Here is a 16312-nt window from a genome sequence, read left to right on the forward strand (position 1 = left end):
CGCCTCACGGCGGTTTGACGTACTTCACAGCACATCGCGGCACTTCACGGAACATCACGGAACCTGTGGGCGCTTCCGAGCGCCAGCGCGGCTACGCTGTCACAGGGATATCAAACACCTGCCGCAGGTAGGCGAGGTATTTCTCGTCATCACACATGCCCTTGCCCGGCGTGTCCGACAGCTTGGCCACAGGCTGGTCGTTGCAGCGCGTCATCTTGATGACCACCTGCAGCGGCTCGTGCGCTGGCGGGCTGCCCAGGTCATTGGTGAGATTGGTGCCAATTCCAAACGCCAGCTGGCAGCGGCCCCGGAACTGCTGGTACAGCTCGATGGTGCGCGGCACCGTGAGCGCATCGCTGAAGATCAGCGTCTTGGTCAGCGGGTCCACGCGGTTCTTGCGGTAGTGGTCCAAAAGGCGCTCGCCCCAGGCGAACGGGTCGCCGCTGTCATGCCGCGCGCCGTCAAACAGCTTGCAAAAGTAAAGGTCAAAGTCGCGCAGGAAGGCGCTCATACCGTAGACGTCCGACAGCGCAATGCCCAGGTCCCCCCGGTACTCCTTGGCCCACATTTCAAAGCCAAAGACCTGGCTGTCGCGCAGGCGCGGGCCCAGCGCCTGGCAGGCCTGCAGATATTCATGCGCCATGGTGCCCAAGGGCGTCACGCCCAGCTTCATGGCGTAAAGCACATTGCTGGTGCCCGCAAACTGGCCGGGGCCTGCCGGTGCGCCGGGACGGCGGTCGCCCGTGCCCAGGCGGGCCACCAGCACGCGCAGCACTTCTTCGTGCCAGGCGCGGCTAAAACGCCGGCGCGTGCCGTAGTCGGCAATCTTGAGGTCCGACAGGCCGTCACCCTGCAGCAGCGCAATCTTGGCATCCAGGCGGCGGCGGCCTTCCAGGAAGTCGGGCACTTTCTGCGTGTTGCGAAAGTAGACCTCATTGACAATGGCCAGCACCGGGATCTCGAACAGGATGGTGTGCAGCCACGGCCCCCGGATGGATATTTCGATCTCGCCGTTGTGCTGGGGCGTGACGGTGATGTATTTCTCGTTGAGCTTGAACAGCCCGAGAAAATCCACGAAGTCGCTCTTGATGAAACGCAGGGATCGCAGGTAGGCCAGTTCGGCATCCTGGAACTGCAGGCAACACAGCGACCGGATCTCGTCGCGGATTTCGTTGGCAAACGGTGCCAGTTGCACGCCGGGGTTGCGGCACTTGAATTTGTATTCGACCTGCGCCCCCGGAAACTGGTGCAGCACGACCTGCATCATGGTGAACTTGTACAGGTCGGTGTCGAGCAGGCTGGTGATGATCATGGACAGGGCAAGCCTCAGAAATCGCGAACACGTTCCCAAGGCCTCAGACCGGGCAACGAAGCCACAAAGTGTAGGCCATCGGGGACCCTGGTACCGCGCAAGGCCAGCGGCGTCAGCCAGGTTTCAGCCGCCGCACAGCGCCTGGCCTGGTTAAGTGCCCTGTGGTGCGCCAGCGCCTATCTGTGTTGCGTTACGCGCTATCAAAACCATACCAGGCAATTTGCACGCGGTCAGCCGGGCACCACCAGAGCCTGCAGCACGGTGCGCAGCGCCTCGGGCACGGGCACCGGCCGGCGGGTTTCGCGGTCCACATACACATGGATGAAATGGCCAGCGGCAGCGGTCAGCGGCTCGCCTTGGGCAAACAGGCCCACCTCATACCTGACGCTGGAGCCGCCCAGCCGTGCCACGCGGATGCCCGCCTCCACCGTTTGCGGAAACGCCAGCGGGGCAAAGTAGTTGCACTGGGTTTCGATCACCAGGCCAATGGTGCCGCCCGCATGGATATCGAGCACGCCTTGGTCGATCAGATGGGCATTGACCGCAGTGTCAAACCAGCTGTAGTACACGACGTTGTTCACATGGCCATACACGTCGTTGTCGGCCCAGCGTGTGGTGATGGAGCGAAAGGCCTGGTAGGCGCTGCGCGGCTGCGGGGACGGGCGGGCGGCCGGTGCGGACGCAGCGGCAGGGGTGGTGCTGGCGGCAGAAGTCATGGCCGCACATTCTGCCAGCGCTGGTGGTACTGCCAGGCCACGCGCCAGGTGTTGAGCTGGGCCAACACCGTGTCGTCCAGGTTGCGGCCGTAACCCCCGGCCATGGCAAAAACCAGGGGGATGCGCCGCTGCCACGCCCAGTCGAACACACGCCGGTCGCGCGCCTCCAGCCCGTCGTGCGTCACCGCCAGCCGCCCCAGGCGGTCACCTTCATGGGGGTCGGCACCTGCCAGATAGAAGATGAGCTGGGGCGCAAACCGCTGCTCCAGGGTATCGAGCGCCTGCTCCAGGGCCTGTAGATAGTCAGGGTCCGTGCAGCCATCGGGCAGCTCGACATCGAGGTCGCTGGGCTCCTTGCGAAACGGAAAGTTGCGAGCCCCGTGCAGCGACAGCGTGAACACGCTGTGGTCTCCCCGGAAGATGTGCGCCGTGCCGTTGCCCTGGTGCACATCCAGGTCAATAACCGCCACCTGGAGCGGCCGGGCGGTGCGCCCGCCGCCTCCCCGCGCCCATTCCACCTGCATCAACCGGGCGGCCACCGCCACGTCGTTGAACACACAAAACCCGCTGCCCTTGTCGGCATAGGCGTGGTGGGTGCCCCCCGCGAGGTTGCCCGCCACCCCTTCGTGCAGCGCCACGCGGCTTGCGGCCACGGTAGCGCCCACAGAGCGCCGCGCGCGCTCGGCCATGGCCTCGCTCCAGGGAAACCCAATCTCGCGCTGGGCCAGGGGCGGCAGCGTGCCGTCGGCAATCGCATCGATGTAGTCGGGCGCATGGGCCAGCGCCAATTCGCGGTCGGATGCGGGCAAGGCCACCTGGAGCGACACACCCGGCAGGTGTTGGGCAATCCGGTCGCGCAGCAGTCTGTACTTGGCCATGGGAAACCGATGGCCTTCGGGCAAGGGCAGCACAAAATGGTCTGCGTAATAGGCGTGCATGACGCGATTGTGGCGAAGGGCGGATTTCTGGGTGGCCGTCCCTAATTTGCTGCACCGCAACAAAAAACCCTTGCAATCGCGAACGAAGCCCCTAAAATTCAACCCATGCTGCACTGCAACATGACTTACCGAGTCAGGGCCAGCGCAGATGTCTGTGAACCACCAGGCCTTCAAGGCCCTCATTTTTAGGAGATATGACATGACGCTGACCGCTGAACAAATCCTGGCCTCGCACAAAGCCAACATCGAAACCCTGTTTGGTCTGACCACCAAGGCCTTCGAAGGCGTGGAAAAGCTGGTTGAACTGAACGTGACCGCTTCGCGCGCTGCCCTGTCGGAAGCCGCTACCCACACCCAGGCTGTCCTGGGCGTGAAGGACGCTCAAGAACTGCTGGCCCTGCAAGCCGGCCTGTTCCAGCCCCTGGCTGAAAAGACCGCCGCCTACAGCCGTCACCTGTATGACATCGCTTCGGGCACCGGCGCAGAATTCGGCAAGGCTTTTGAATCGCAAGCTGCTGATGCTCAGAAGAGCTTCACCAACCTGGTCGACAGCGCCGCCAAGAACGCACCTGCCGGCTCCGAAACCGCTGTGGCCGTGATGAAGAGCGCCGTCTCTGCCGCCAACAACGCTTTTGAATCCGTTCAAAAGGCCGTCAAGCAAGCGTCTGACGTGGCCGAAGCCAACTTCAACGCCGTGGCCAACACCGCTGCCAACGCCGCCAAGACTGCAGCTCCCCGCAAGCGCTAAGTCCAGTACTTGCGGTCTGGAGTGCAACCTCTAGGCCGCATTCAGGGAATACCCTGATAATTCAACCACGCGCTGCGGACACCCTCCGCAGTGCACCAGTTGTCTCCTTGGATCCTCTCGAAACCCCCGTTTCAGGGATCCTTTTAAAGCCCGGTTCATGACCGGGCTTTTTTTTGCCTGGACCTTCGCGCAGAGCACCGGAACTGGCTTTGCGCGGCTTCAGCGGCCGGTTCGGCGGGCGGCGGGGCCCCGTTGTGGCGGCCTTGTCGGAAATACCCGCCCCGTCCTCCCCGGCGGGCAGCCTCGCCTTTGCGCTGCATCAGACGCTCGCACCAAATTCCGGTCTCTCTTGGGCGTTTATTAAGAATAATTCGTGTTTGCTTTATCATTGGCGGAGTTACAACCCCGAAAGATGCATCCATGTCGAAGACTGTGAAAGCCTTGCTGAGTGCTTGTGCCCTGACCGCCGCTGCAGGCGTTGTCCATGCCCAGGAACAAGTCGTCAACCTCTACTCGGCCCGCCACTACTCCACCGACGAAGCGCTGTACAGCGGCTTCACCAAGGCCACTGGCATCAAGATCAACCGCGTGGATGCCGATGACGCCGGCATCCTGGCGCGCCTGAAGGCCGAGGGCGCTGCCTCGCCAGCGGACGTGATCCTGCTGGTGGACGCCGCACGTCTTTACAAGGGCGAAGTGGACGGTCTCTTCCAGCCCATCCAGTCCAAGGTGCTGAACGACGCCATCCCCGCCAACCTGCGCAGCAAGCCAGCCGCTGACGGCGGCATCGCCTGGTTCGGTCTTTCCACCCGCGCCCGCGTGATCGTCTACAACAAGGTCAAGATGCAAAAGGCGGACGTCGATACGTACGAAGAGCTGGGCGACCCCAAAAACAAGGGCAAGCTGTGCATCCGCTCCGGCTCGCACCCCTACAACCTGAGCCTTTTTGGCGCCGTGACAGAGCACATGGGCGAGCAGAAGGCCGAGGCCTGGCTCAAGGGCCTGGTGGCCAACCTGGCGCGCCCTCCCAAAGGTGGGGACACGGACCAGATCAAGGCAGTGGCTGCTGGCGAATGCGATATCGCCGTGACCAACAGCTACTACCTGGCCCGCATGATGCGTTCTACCAAGCCTGAAGATGTGGCTGTGGTGAACAAGGTGGGCGTGGTGTTCCCCAACCAGGAATCCTGGGGCACCCACCTGAACATCGCGGGCGGCGCTGTGGCCAAGCACTCCAAGAACCAGGCCAACGCGGTCAAGTTTCTGGAATATCTGGCCAGCCCGGAAGCACAGAACTACTTTGCCAATGGCAACAACGAGTGGCCCGCCGCAAAGGGTGTGACCCTGGACAACCCTGCCCTCAAGGCCATGACGGGTGGACAGCCTTTCAAGAGCGAGACCATTCCTATCAGCGCAGTGGGTGCCAACACCACGAAGGTGCAGCAGATGCTGGACCGCGTCGGCTTCCAGTAAGCCCGCCCGGCTCCTGACAAGCCCGGCCTGGCCGGGCTTTTTTTCGCCTGCAGAAAGTCGGCCTCGATGCGCCATAATTGACGTTTACGTTAACGTCACTTACAGGAGACAGCACATGGACATCAAGGGCAAGGTATTCATCGTCACCGGCGGCGCATCGGGCCTGGGTGAAGGTACGGCACGCATGCTGGCGGCCCAGGGCGGCACCGTGGTCATTGCCGACATGCAGGCCGAAAAAGGCGAAGCCGTGGCCAAGGAGATCGGCGGCGCCTTTGTGAAATGTGATGTCAGCAACGAGGCCGATGGCCAGGCGGTAGTGGCCAAGGCGGTTTCGCTGGGCAAGCTCATGGGCCTGGTCAACTGTGCTGGCATTGCCCCCGCAGAAAAAACAGTGGGCAAGAACGGCGCCCATGCCCTCGCGCTGTTCAGCAAGACCATCACGGTCAATCTGATCGGCAGCTTCAATATGATCCGCCTGGCCGCTGAAGCCATGAGCAAGAACGAACCCGAATCCACCGGCGAGCGCGGTGCGCTGATCTCGACGGCCAGCGTCGCGGCCTATGACGGCCAAATTGGCCAGGCAGCCTATGCCGCATCCAAGGGCGGCGTGGTCGGCATGACACTGCCGATCGCCCGCGACTTGGCGCGCAACGGCATCCGCAATATGACAATTGCCCCCGGCATCTTCGGCACACCGATGCTGTTTGGCATGCCGCAAGAAGTTCAGGACGCGCTGGCCGCTGGTGTGCCCTTCCCCAGCCGCCTGGGCACGCCGCAGGACTATGCCAAGCTGGTGCAGCACATCTTTGAGAACGACATGCTCAATGGCGAAGTGATTCGCCTCGACGGTGCCATCCGCTTGGCACCACGCTGAAACAATGGCCTGTGGCGCTGACAGCGTCACACCTTATTTGCTATTAAATATATAGCATACAAGACTTTCATATAAAGCGCTACGGGCCATTTTCTTCAAACTTCTACCTTTCGCACCTCCTGAGAAGGAGGTTGTCATTGCCAGGAAGGTAGACGGCTGTCATCAGCAGCCTGTTCACGGTTTCGCATGGTCATAAGCAGGCTCTCAGACCAGGGTGACGCGACGCTCTGTCATCCAGGCATCCAGTTGCGCCGCCGGAACCGGACGACTGAAGTAATACCCCTGGCCGGTATTGCAACCCAAAGAAAGCAAAGCTTCACACTGCGTGGCCGTCTCGACCCCTTCGGCGATGGACTCCAGGTCCAGGCTCTGTGCCAAGCCGATGATGGCGCGCACGATGTGTTGGGCGCTGCCCTCCTCGCCAAGATGGCGCACGAAGGACTGGTCAATCTTGAGCTTGTGAACCCGCAGGCGCTGGATGTAGCTGAACGACGAGTAGCCTGTGCCAAAGTCGTCAATGGACAGCTGCACCCCCAGGTCGAACAGCTGCTGGACAATGGCGATCACCTTTTCGGGGGCGTCCATGGCAATGCTCTCGGTCAGCTCCAGCTCCAACATCTGAGGCGACACCCCGCTGTCAGCCAGTGCCTGCTGCACCATCTCGACCAAACCGGGGTGGCGAAACTGAACCATCGACAGATTGACCGCCACCGTGAACCCGGTATGGCCCGCTTCGCACCACGCGCGTGCCTGTGCCAATGCCGTGCGCAATACCCATTCCCCAATGCCCAGAATCTGCCCACTGCTTTCCGCCACGGGGATGAACTCTGCGGGGCTGATCAAGCCGAGCTCCGGATGGGTCCAGCGCAGCAATGCCTCAACCCCGGTGAGCCTGCGGTCGCGCAAACGGATCTGGGGCTGGTAGTGCAACGCCAACTGGTTTTGCACCACCGCACTGCGCAACGCATTTTCTATCTGCAACACCCGCAATGAATGGGCTTGCATATCGGCAGAGAAAAACCGGTAGGTGTCACGCCCCGTCTCCTTGGCACGGAACATCGCCGCATCAGCACGCTGTGCCAGGGTTTCAAACTCACGGCCATCCTCTGGATACAAAGCAATGCCGATGGACGACGTCACCACCAGCTCATGGTGGCCCAACCTGCAGACCCGGCGCACCTCGGACTGCAGGCTCTCGGCCACATGGGCTGCATGTTGCGCATCCGCCAATGGCAGCACGATGATGAACTCGTCTCCCCCAGGGCGCGACACGGTATCTTCCTCGCGCAGCACCAACTGCAGCCGGTGTGCAATCTCCACCAGCAACTCATCGCCCACCTGGTGGCCCAGGGAGTCATTGACATTCTTAAAATGGTCCAGATCCAGGTACAGCAATGCAAGATGCCGTCCGCTGCGCTGGGTCAGCGCAAGCGCCTGGCTGAACCGCGACGCAAACATCGTACGGTTGGGCAAGCCCGTCAGCGCATCAAAGTTGACCAGCTTGCGGATACGCTCTTCATCGCGCTTGCGTTCGGTCACATCTTCTTGCACGGCCAGGTAGTGCGTGATCCGCCCTTGCTCATCGTGCAGCGGCGAAATGATGGCCGACTCATAGTACTCACGACCGTCCTTGCGGCGGTTGAGAAACTCGCCGCGCCAGGCACGTCCCGATGACAGATGCGCCCAAAGGTCGGCATAAACAGACAGCGGGGTTCCCCCCGCGCTGAGCAGGCGCGGGTTGCGCCCGACAACTTCGGCAAGGCTGTATCCGGTGGTGACGGAAAAAGCCGGGTTCACATATTCGATGTTGCCATCGGCTCCAGCGATGAAGATCGAATTGGGAGCCTGTTCTACGGCATGGCGCAGTTTGCGCAAGGTATCGAGCGTCTGCACCCGCTGCGTGATGTCACGGGACAACACCACAAAATGCGCCTCTGACGCCTCATCCATCACTTTGCGGGCCACGGAGAGTTCGAACCAGTGCTTGCCATCTGGCAGATCGAGTGTGTACTGGAAATCACGGGCAACCCCGTGCTCGGCAGCCGCGTCAATGGCACGCTGTGCCACCGCAGCAGCCTGCGGTGGAAGAATGTCGTGAATGGTGCGACCCAGAACCTTTTCGGCCGGCAACAGCAGCAACTCGGGCTGGCGCGTATGGATCTCGACATAACGACCACCGCGCGTCACCTCGAACATGAGATCGGGAACCGCGTCCAGCACCGCACGCAAGGCCTTGTCGGACTGCTTCAATGCGCGGTATGGCGCCTCAATAGTGCCCACAAAAATGGCCCGGTACAGATAGTAGTAACCCACCACCTTGTAGACATGGCCCAGCAGGTTGAAAGGGTCCGTGGCGGTAACGTAGAAAGTGAAAAAGAACTCGCTCAGGGCCATCACCCAGACCGCAGCGAAGAGGCGAGCCACATCAAACGATGTACGCTCTCTCGCCAGACGCAACAAGAGAGCCAGCGACGCGGCATACAAGGCAATCACGCCATATTCAGCCGCAATCTTGAACGGGGTAAGACCTGTTGATCCGTAGGTTTCGGGATACCAGTGCGGGTACCAGAAAACCAGCACGTGAACCGCTGCGACAACGCCCAGGACCAGCGCCAGCACGGCAAATCGCCCCGGCCCCGCAGGTGCCGAATCCCCAGGAGCATGCCAGTGCAGCCCCAGCGCCCACAGCAGGCTTACAGCCACCAGGTAACGCGCAGGCAGCCAGAAATTGATGCCCTTGGCCACCGAATTGGCCGTGACGTAATCGGGCATGCCGGCATACGACAGCATGTGCGAAAAATCCAGCAGGGCGACACCCAAAAAACCGCAGGCAAGAATGAAGACGTTCCGCTGAGGATTGATGCTGTGCGCCTTCCAGCCCACCGCAAAAACCAGTGCCGACACCACAATCGAGAGCGTTTCCAGCCCCTGGTGAAGTACCAGGAAATGCCGCACTCGTTCGGGAGTCGCCATCGAGAAATATGCCCAGGCGGCAACCGCAGCCCCGGTCAGCAGCCACAACACTGGCGCCACGCTTCTGAAGCTGGCGGTATGTTGGGAATGGATCTGCCACCGGGTTGGAGTCATGGGCGCCTTGTCTCTTTGATGTGCCCCACCCTCAGTGCGGCCATGCCGTTACACATTCTTGCACACCCCGTCTTCAGCCACAAACCAGGAACACAGGCGCAAAAAAAAACCGCTGCAGCCTTTCGACTGCAGCGGTTGATGACTGGCGGAGTGGACGGGACTCGAACCCGCGACCCCCGGCGTGACAGGCCGGTATTCTAACCAACTGAACTACCACTCCTGGCAGGCAGCTTTTGCTTGCATCTTTTCAACACAAGCCAAGCGCTACAACTTGGCGACCCCACGGGGATTCGAACCCCGGTACTCACCGTGAAAGGGTGATGTCCTAGGCCTCTAGACGATGGGGTCAAAACCTTGGAACTAACCGTTAACAAACTTTGGTGGAGGTAAACGGGATCGAACCGATGACCTCTTGCATGCCATGCAAGCGCTCTCCCAGCTGAGCTATACCCCCAAAATTTCTCTGGCCCAAGCCAAAGAAAAACCCTTGCATATCAAAGACCTGCAAGGGTTTTGACTGGCGGAGTGGACGGGACTCGAACCCGCGACCCCCGGCGTGACAGGCCGGTATTCTAACCAACTGAACTACCACTCCTGGCAGGCAGCTTTTGCTTGCATCTTTTCAACACAAGCCAAGCGCTACAACTTGGCGACCCTACGGGGATTCGAACCCCGGTACTCACCGTGAAAGGGTGATGTCCTAGGCCTCTAGACGATAGGGTCAAAACCTTGGAACTAACCGTTAACAAACTTTGGTGGAGGTAAACGGGATCGAACCGATGACCTCTTGCATGCCATGCAAGCGCTCTCCCAGCTGAGCTATACCCCCACTTAATGACTCGAAACACACCGTGTTTGTTGTCATCATCTGAGCCTTGAATTATAGACAGATTTTCAGCGGTTTCGCAAACGCGCTACAACTTTTTCACGACCGACCAATTCCAGCACGGCATCCACCGAGGGCGTGTGGGCCGTACCCACGGTCAGCACCCGTGCGGGCATGGCCAGCTGGGGCATCTTCAGGCCCTGGCTAGCCAGCACCTGCTTAAACGCAGCGCTGATGGAAGCCTTGTCCCATGCACAGGCCGACAGCGCATCGGCCAATGCATCCAGCGCGGGTGCAATGGCTTCGGTAACGTGCTGGCTGCGCTCCGCATCCACGGGCGTTACCTCACCGTAGAAGACATGCGCCCAATCGGCGAGCGCCACTGTGGTGTCGCAGCGATCCTTGAACAAGGCACAGATCCGCGCAAGCCGCCCATCTGCCAACGCTTCGGCAGATACCCCCCGCTGCTGCAGCTGAGGCGCCACCAGCGCGGCCAGTGCGTCATCGGCCATGGCCTTGAGGTGCTGGGCGTTCACCCAACGCAGCTTGGCTTCGTCGAACTGGGCCGCACTGCGACCCAGGTGGTCGAGGTTGAACCACTGCAGGAATTGCTCGCGGCTGAAGATCTCATCGTCGCCGTGGCTCCAGCCCAAGCGCGCCAGGTAGTTCACCATGGCATCTGGCAGATAGCCCTCATCGCGGTACTGCGTGACGGGCTTGGCACCGTTGCGCTTGCTCATCTTCTCGCCTTGCTCGTTGAGCACGGTGGGCAGGTGGGCATACACCGGCGGCTCCTTGCCCAGAGCGCGGAAGATATTGATCTGGCGCGGCGTGTTGTTCACGTGGTCGTCACCCCGGATCACGTGGGTGATGGCCATGTCGATATCGTCCACCACCACACAGAAGTTGTAGGTGGGTGTTCCGTCCGGGCGCGCAATCACAAGATCGTCGAGCTCGTCATTGCTGATCTCGATGCGGCCTTTGACCTTGTCGTCCCACGCCACCACACCGCCTTGCGGGTTCTTGAAACGCAGCACGGGCAATACCCCCTCGGGCACGGGCGGCAGGGTTTTTCCAGCCTCGGGGCGCCAGGTGCCGTCATAGCGGGGCTTTTCCTTGGCGGCCATCTGCTTCTCTCGCAAGGCATCCAGTTCGGCCACGCTCATGTAGCAGGGATACACATGGCCTGCGGCCTGCAGCTCTGCCAACACAGTCTTGTAGCGGTCCATGCGCTGCATTTGGTAGAACGGGCCTTCGTCGTGGTCCAGCCCGAGCCATGCCATGCCTTCGATGATCACGTCTACCGCCGCCTGGCTGGAACGCTCCAGGTCCGTGTCTTCAATGCGCAGGATGAAATCGCCGCCCGTAGCACGGGCAAACGCCCAGGGGTACAGCGCAGAGCGGATGTTGCCCAGGTGGATAAATCCCGTGGGAGACGGGGCAAAACGGGTGCGCACGCGGCCCGCGCCGGAAGCAGTGGTATCAGTCATGTCAATAAGTTCTGGCCCTCGCGGGGCCAGTTTCAAGATTCAATCAATCCAGAGAGCGGGGGCAAAGCTTGCTGCCAGGTCGCCATCCAGGACAAGGCGACCTGCAACGATCCTATGCCTAAACCTCTTGGGCATTCGGCAGCGCCAGGCGGGAGGTGTCTTCCTCTCCCTCCTCCACCCCCACCCGCCCCTCGTTCAGGCTGGCGATGCCCTCGGCGGTAATGTCTCCGGTCACATATACACCATCAAAGCAGGACGCATCAAACCCTACGATGGCGCTATTGAGGGCGCCCACCGCCTTTTTCATGCCGTCCACATCCTGATAAATCAGTGCGTCGCAGCCAATCGCCTGGCGAATCTCTTCCACGGTGCGGCCATGGGCCACCAGTTCGCTGCTGGTGGGCATGTCAATACCGTACACGTTGGGGTAACGCACAGGCGGTGCAGCGCTGGCAAGGTACACCTTGCGCGCGCCGGCGTCACGTGCCATCTGCACGATCTCGCGGCTGGTGGTGCCACGCACGATGGAATCGTCCACCAACAACACGTTGCGGCCCTTGAACTCGCTGCCGATCACATTGAGCTTCTGGCGCACCGACTTCTTGCGCACACCCTGCCCCGGCATGATGAAGGTCCGGCCCACATAGCGGTTCTTGACGAAGCCTTCGCGGTATGGGATGCCCAGCAGGTGAGCCAATTGCGTGGCACTGGGGCGGCTGGACTCGGGGATCGGGATGATCACGTCGATTTCGTTGGGTGGCACGGTAGACACCACGCGCTTGGCAAGGGCCTCGCCCAGGTTCAGACGCGCCTGGTACACCGAAATGCCGTCGAGCACCGAGTCCGGGCGCGCCAGGTACACGAATTCGAAGATGCAGGGGTTGAGCTGCGGGTTTTCGGCGCATTGGCGGGCATGCACCTGTCCGTCGAGCGTGATGAAGATCGCCTCGCCGGGGTCGATGTTGCGCTCGAACACATGCGATGTGCCCTCCAGGGCGACCGATTCGCTGCCCACCATCACAGTTCCATCCTGGCTGCGCCCCATGGCCAGCGGGCGAATGCCGTGCGGATCGCGGAAGGCCAGCAGGCCGTGGCCTGCAATCAGCGCGATCACAGCATAAGAGCCCTTGATGCGTTTGTGTACCGCACGTACCGCAGTGAAGACGTCTTCAGGCTGCAGCGGCACACCCCGGGTGGCGCGCTCCAGCTCGTGCGCGAACACATTCAGCAGAACTTCAGAATCGCTTTCCGTGTTCGTATGGCGGTGGTCCGTCAGGAACAGCTCGGTGCGAAGTTCGCGCGCATTGGTCAGGTTGCCGTTGTGCACCAGCACGATGCCGAACGGTGCATTGACATAAAACGGCTGCGCCTCTTCTTCGCTGTAGGCGTTGCCTGCGGTGGGGTAGCGCACCTGGCCCAGACCCACATTGCCAGGCAACGCGCGCATGTTGCGCGTGCGGAACACATCGCGCACCATGCCCTTGGCCTTGTGCATGAAAAACTTGCGGCCCTGCTGGGTCACGATGCCCGCTGCGTCCTGACCACGGTGCTGCAAGAGCAGCAAGGCGTCATAGATCAGCTGATTGACGGGCGCTGGACTGACGACGCCGACGATTCCACACATAGTTGTATTCCATCCGTTTGCGGGAACAGCCCCGCGGCAACCCAGCGGCAACGGCTTCTGGCCGCAACCGCATCGCTATCAGGAAGGCAGATGCCTTCCAAATTCTTCCGGCAGCGCCGGTTTCAAGCCCCGAAGCACTTCAGCCAGCACCGGGGCCCCTTGGGACTCCTGCCACCACAAGGCTTCGTGCAGGGGCGTGAGGCCCGCCACCACGGCCACCGCCAGCAGCAAAACCACCCCGCGCAACACCCCGAAGGCCGCCCCCAAAGTACGATCTGCAGGCCGCAGGCCGATGGCATCCACCAGCTTTTTTGCCAGCCATGTCAAAAAACCGCAGGCAAACACCGACGCAACAAACACCACCACAAACCCTGCGGCATAGCGCAATGCTTCGGCCGACTCGCCCATAGGCAACAACGCCGCCATGTCCTCGGCAAACCATTGCGCCACAAAAAAAGACACCACCCAGCCCACCAGAGACAGCACCTCGAACACCAGCCCGCGCCATGCCCCTATGAGCATCGATGCCAGCAGCACCGCCGCAAAAATCCAGTCCAGCGCAGCCATGGATGCAGAAACCCCTTGGCACTGGCCTACAGAGTCAGCACAGAGGCCGACAGATCCAGCGCCTTGATGCGCGCCGCAGCCTTGTCCGCCTCAGCCCGGTTGGTGAAAGGCCCCACACGAACCCGCGTGCGCTTGCCATCCTTGGTGTCCACCACCTGGGTATAGGTTTTCATGCCCGCACGCTCCACTTTGGTACGCGCTTCACGGGCTTTGTCTGCGTCCGCGAAAGCACCCACCTGCACAATGAACCGGGCTTCCTCGGCGGTGGCAGCTGCAGTCGCGGGCTCTGCCGACCGGCCTTCCAGCAGCGCACGCGCGCGGGCAGCCTCGTCCGGGCGCTGCACAGGCTTGGGCTCGCTGGGCACCGGCGGCTTGGGCTCTGGCTTCGGTTCGGGTTTTGCTTCCGGTTTGGCTGGCGCTGCAGGGGCGGGTTTGGAAGCCGCGGAACGCGATCCTTGCACCAGTTCCTCGCCATCCGCGAGGCCATTGCCCACCGCACTGTTGTTGCGCTGGGGCGTGGGGCGCGGTGCGGTGGCCACGTCCTGCGAAGACGGGGTCGAAGGCTTGGCAGCCGCCGGCGCCTCAGCAACCGGAGCGGGCACCACCAAAGGGGCCACCTTGTTGCGGTCGGGGATCTCGATGGGAATATCCACCGGAATCGGCCGGGGTTGGGTGTCAAACAGCATGGGGAAACCGATCACCCCAACCAGCACCAGCACTGCGGCGCCGATCAACCGATGGCGAGCACGCCGCCGCATCACCTCGATGCTCTCGGCCTGCGGGGTGCGCGGGCGCTTGGACGGCTTTTCGGCCTGAGCTTGTTCACCCTGACCGGGCCACCGAAACTTGAAAAATGCCATGGAGTAACGACTCGTTCGGACCTCAGAACCTGTCTATTGGCCCAGATGTTTGGCGTGCAGGCGAGGTGTTCCGTTGAACAGAACACCACCCACCGTGTAAAACGAGCCAAAGACCACGATTCTATCAGCGGGGTCTGCCGCAGCGACCGCCGCCTCCAGGGCCTCCATGGGGTCTGCGTGCAGACTGGAGGTCACATCGCGGCGCCCGCCCGCCACCATCTGCACGGCGTTCCACTTCTGCTGCAGGACGGCGGCAGTCTCGGCGCGTGGGGTCGGCAGGTTGGTGAAATACCAGCGATCCACCAGCGGGCCGACCTTGGCCAGCATAGGCCCCAGGTCCTTGTCGGCCATGGCGCCGAACACCGCATGCGTCGTGGGGAAAAACCCCATGGCATCCAGATTGGCAGTGAGTGCAGCCACTGAATGCGGGTTGTGCGCCACGTCGAGCACCAGCGTAGGCTGGCCTGGCACGATCTGGAACCGCCCCGGCAGCTCCACCAATGCCAGCCCGTTGCGCACCGCCTGGGCCGTGACGGGAATGCGCTCGCGCAGGGCCTCCAGCGCGGCCAGCACGCCCGAGGCATTGATCAGCTGGTTGGCGCCGCGCAGCGATGGATAGGCCAGCCCCGCATAACGGCGGCCCCGCCCTGCCCAGCTCCACTGCTGTTTGTCGCCCGAGAAATTGAAATCCTTGCCGAAGCGCCACAGGTCGGCACCGATTTCCAGCGCATGGTCGATGACACTCTGGGGAGCCATCGGATCGCCCACGATCACGGGGCGGCCCGTGCGCATGATGCCGGCCTTCTCCCGGCCGATGCTCTCGCGGTCTGGTCCCAGGAATTCAGTGTGGTCGATGTCGATGCTGGTGATGATGGCGCAGTCGGCATCAATGACGTTGGTGGCATCCAGGCGCCCGCCGAGCCCCACTTCGAGGATGGCCAAGTCCAGCCGCGCATGGCTCATGAGGCGCAGGATGGCCAGCGTCGTGAATTCGAAGTAGGTGAGGGAGATTTCATTGCCATTTTGGAACCTGGCGCTTTCCACAGCTTCGAAGTGTGCTATCAAATCAGAAGCATTGACAATTTCACCATGAACGCGGCAGCGCTCCTCGAAGTGCACCAGGTGGGGCGATGTGTACACGCCTGTGCGGTAGCCCGCCTGCTGCGCCACCGCCTCCAGCATGGCGCAGGTAGAGCCTTTTCCATTGGTGCCGGCCACGGTGATCACGGGGCAGTCAAACCGCAGCACCATGCGGCGTGCCACTTCACGGACACGGTCCAGGCCCATTTCGATGTTGCGGGGATGAAGCTGCTCGCAGTGGCGGAGCCAGCCTTCCAGAGTGTGGATTTTGGTATGCATACAGGGCGGGATTGTCGCCCAGCCACAAGTTCGAGGATGATGCGCGGCATGACAACCTCACTCATCACCGTTTACGGCATACCCAACTGCGACACCGTCAAGAAATCCCGCACCTGGTTGACTGAACACGGCGTGGACTACCAGTTTCACGACTTCAAGAAACAAGGGGTGCCCGCCCACCGCCTGCCCGACTGGATGGCGGCAGCAGGCTGGCAAAAACTGGTCAATCGGCAGGGGACCACATGGCGAAAGCTGGACGAGCAAACCCAGGCAGCCGTCACCAACGACGATACCGCCAGCGCCCTGATGCAGGCCCAACCTAGCGTCATCAAACGCCCGGTGGTGGAGTGGCAGCACGGTGGCCAGGTGCACATTTCCGTGGGTTTTGCTCCCGACCAATGGCAGATGTGGTTGGGACGGGCTGCAGGCACCTGAATC

Annotated in this window: 13 protein-coding genes and 6 tRNA genes; 4 read left to right on the forward strand and 15 right to left on the reverse strand. The window is 61.7% G+C overall.

The genetic code is table 11. The features are described from left to right. Positions 1–91: 91 nt before the first annotated feature. The 3 genes from pncB to C8C94_RS08510 form a co-directional block, all read right to left on the reverse strand. Entirely contained in the window at positions 92–1312 is a 1221-nt protein-coding gene (gene pncB, locus C8C94_RS08500) for a nicotinate phosphoribosyltransferase (RefSeq protein ID WP_055402558.1), read from the reverse strand. A 230-nt stretch (positions 1313–1542) separates the two neighbouring features. Further along, positions 1543–2028 carry a thioesterase family protein gene (locus tag C8C94_RS08505; RefSeq protein ID WP_121420425.1) on the reverse strand — a complete coding sequence of 162 codons (486 nt, stop codon included), beginning with the start codon at positions 2026–2028 and terminating at the stop codon, positions 1543–1545. Continuing rightward, positions 2025–2966 (reverse strand): histone deacetylase, encoded by a 942-nt coding sequence (locus tag C8C94_RS08510; RefSeq protein ID WP_121420426.1) that lies wholly within the window; start codon positions 2964–2966, stop codon positions 2025–2027. The genes C8C94_RS08505 and C8C94_RS08510 overlap by 4 nt, the downstream gene beginning before the upstream one ends. Before the next feature lie 199 nt (positions 2967–3165). Between C8C94_RS08510 and C8C94_RS08515 the strand changes: the two genes are divergently transcribed. The 3 genes from C8C94_RS08515 (at position 3166) to C8C94_RS08525 (ending at position 6061) form a co-directional block, all read left to right on the forward strand. Next, complete coding sequence (locus C8C94_RS08515; protein WP_055402564.1) at positions 3166–3714, forward strand: phasin family protein; 549 nt, start codon at positions 3166–3168, stop codon at positions 3712–3714. A gap of 420 nt (positions 3715–4134) precedes the next feature. Next, on the forward strand, positions 4135–5187 hold the full coding sequence (locus tag C8C94_RS08520; protein ID WP_121420427.1) for an extracellular solute-binding protein: 1053 nt from the start codon (positions 4135–4137) through the stop codon (positions 5185–5187). Positions 5188–5302: 115 nt separating this feature from the next. Then, entirely contained in the window at positions 5303–6061 is a 759-nt protein-coding gene (locus tag C8C94_RS08525) for a 3-hydroxyacyl-CoA dehydrogenase (protein ID WP_055402569.1), read from the forward strand. Between the two features lie 204 nt (positions 6062–6265). Here the strand turns inward: C8C94_RS08525 and C8C94_RS08530 are convergent, their stop codons facing one another. The 12 genes from C8C94_RS08530 to folC form a co-directional block, all read right to left on the reverse strand. After that, positions 6266–9148: an EAL domain-containing protein gene (locus tag C8C94_RS08530; protein ID WP_121420428.1), complete on the reverse strand. Its 2883-nt coding sequence runs from the start codon at positions 9146–9148 to the stop codon at positions 6266–6268. Between the two features lie 143 nt (positions 9149–9291). Next, positions 9292–9368 (reverse strand) — tRNA-Asp (locus tag C8C94_RS08535). Positions 9369–9420: 52 nt separating this feature from the next. Then, positions 9421–9496: transfer RNA gene (locus tag C8C94_RS08540), tRNA-Glu, on the reverse strand. Between the two features lie 30 nt (positions 9497–9526). Continuing rightward, positions 9527–9602, reverse strand: a tRNA-Ala gene (locus tag C8C94_RS08545). Positions 9603–9666: 64 nt separating this feature from the next. Then, positions 9667–9743: transfer RNA gene (locus C8C94_RS08550), tRNA-Asp, on the reverse strand. A gap of 52 nt (positions 9744–9795) precedes the next feature. Then, positions 9796–9871: transfer RNA gene (locus C8C94_RS08555), tRNA-Glu, on the reverse strand. Positions 9872–9901: 30 nt separating this feature from the next. Continuing rightward, positions 9902–9977: transfer RNA gene (locus tag C8C94_RS08560), tRNA-Ala, on the reverse strand. Between the two features lie 65 nt (positions 9978–10042). Beyond that, the gene (gltX, locus tag C8C94_RS08565) at positions 10043–11464 is read right to left on the reverse strand and encodes a glutamate--tRNA ligase (RefSeq protein ID WP_121420429.1); all 1422 of its coding nucleotides are present in this window, start codon (positions 11462–11464) and stop codon (positions 10043–10045) included. Positions 11465–11582: 118 nt separating this feature from the next. Further along, a complete protein-coding gene (purF, locus tag C8C94_RS08570) occupies positions 11583–13088 on the reverse strand; it encodes an amidophosphoribosyltransferase (RefSeq protein WP_055402574.1) in 1506 nt (501 codons plus the stop codon). A gap of 78 nt (positions 13089–13166) precedes the next feature. Further along, positions 13167–13655: a CvpA family protein gene (locus C8C94_RS08575; protein ID WP_121420430.1), complete on the reverse strand. Its 489-nt coding sequence runs from the start codon at positions 13653–13655 to the stop codon at positions 13167–13169. A gap of 26 nt (positions 13656–13681) precedes the next feature. After that, positions 13682–14515, reverse strand: a complete 834-nt coding sequence (locus C8C94_RS08580) for an SPOR domain-containing protein (protein WP_121420431.1) — start codon at positions 14513–14515, stop codon at positions 13682–13684. A 33-nt stretch (positions 14516–14548) separates the two neighbouring features. After that, positions 14549–15874, reverse strand: a complete 1326-nt coding sequence (folC, locus tag C8C94_RS08585) for a bifunctional tetrahydrofolate synthase/dihydrofolate synthase (RefSeq protein ID WP_121420432.1) — start codon at positions 15872–15874, stop codon at positions 14549–14551. 48 nt (positions 15875–15922) lie between these two features. Here folC and C8C94_RS08590 point away from each other — a divergent pair, with 48 nt between their 5' ends. After that, the gene (locus tag C8C94_RS08590) at positions 15923–16309 is read left to right on the forward strand and encodes an ArsC family reductase (RefSeq protein WP_121422773.1); all 387 of its coding nucleotides are present in this window, start codon (positions 15923–15925) and stop codon (positions 16307–16309) included. Positions 16310–16312 lie beyond the last annotated feature (3 nt).

The organism is Acidovorax sp. 94 (assembly GCF_003634645.1).
Taxonomy (GTDB): Bacteria; Pseudomonadota; Gammaproteobacteria; order Burkholderiales; family Burkholderiaceae_C; genus Acidovorax; species Acidovorax facilis.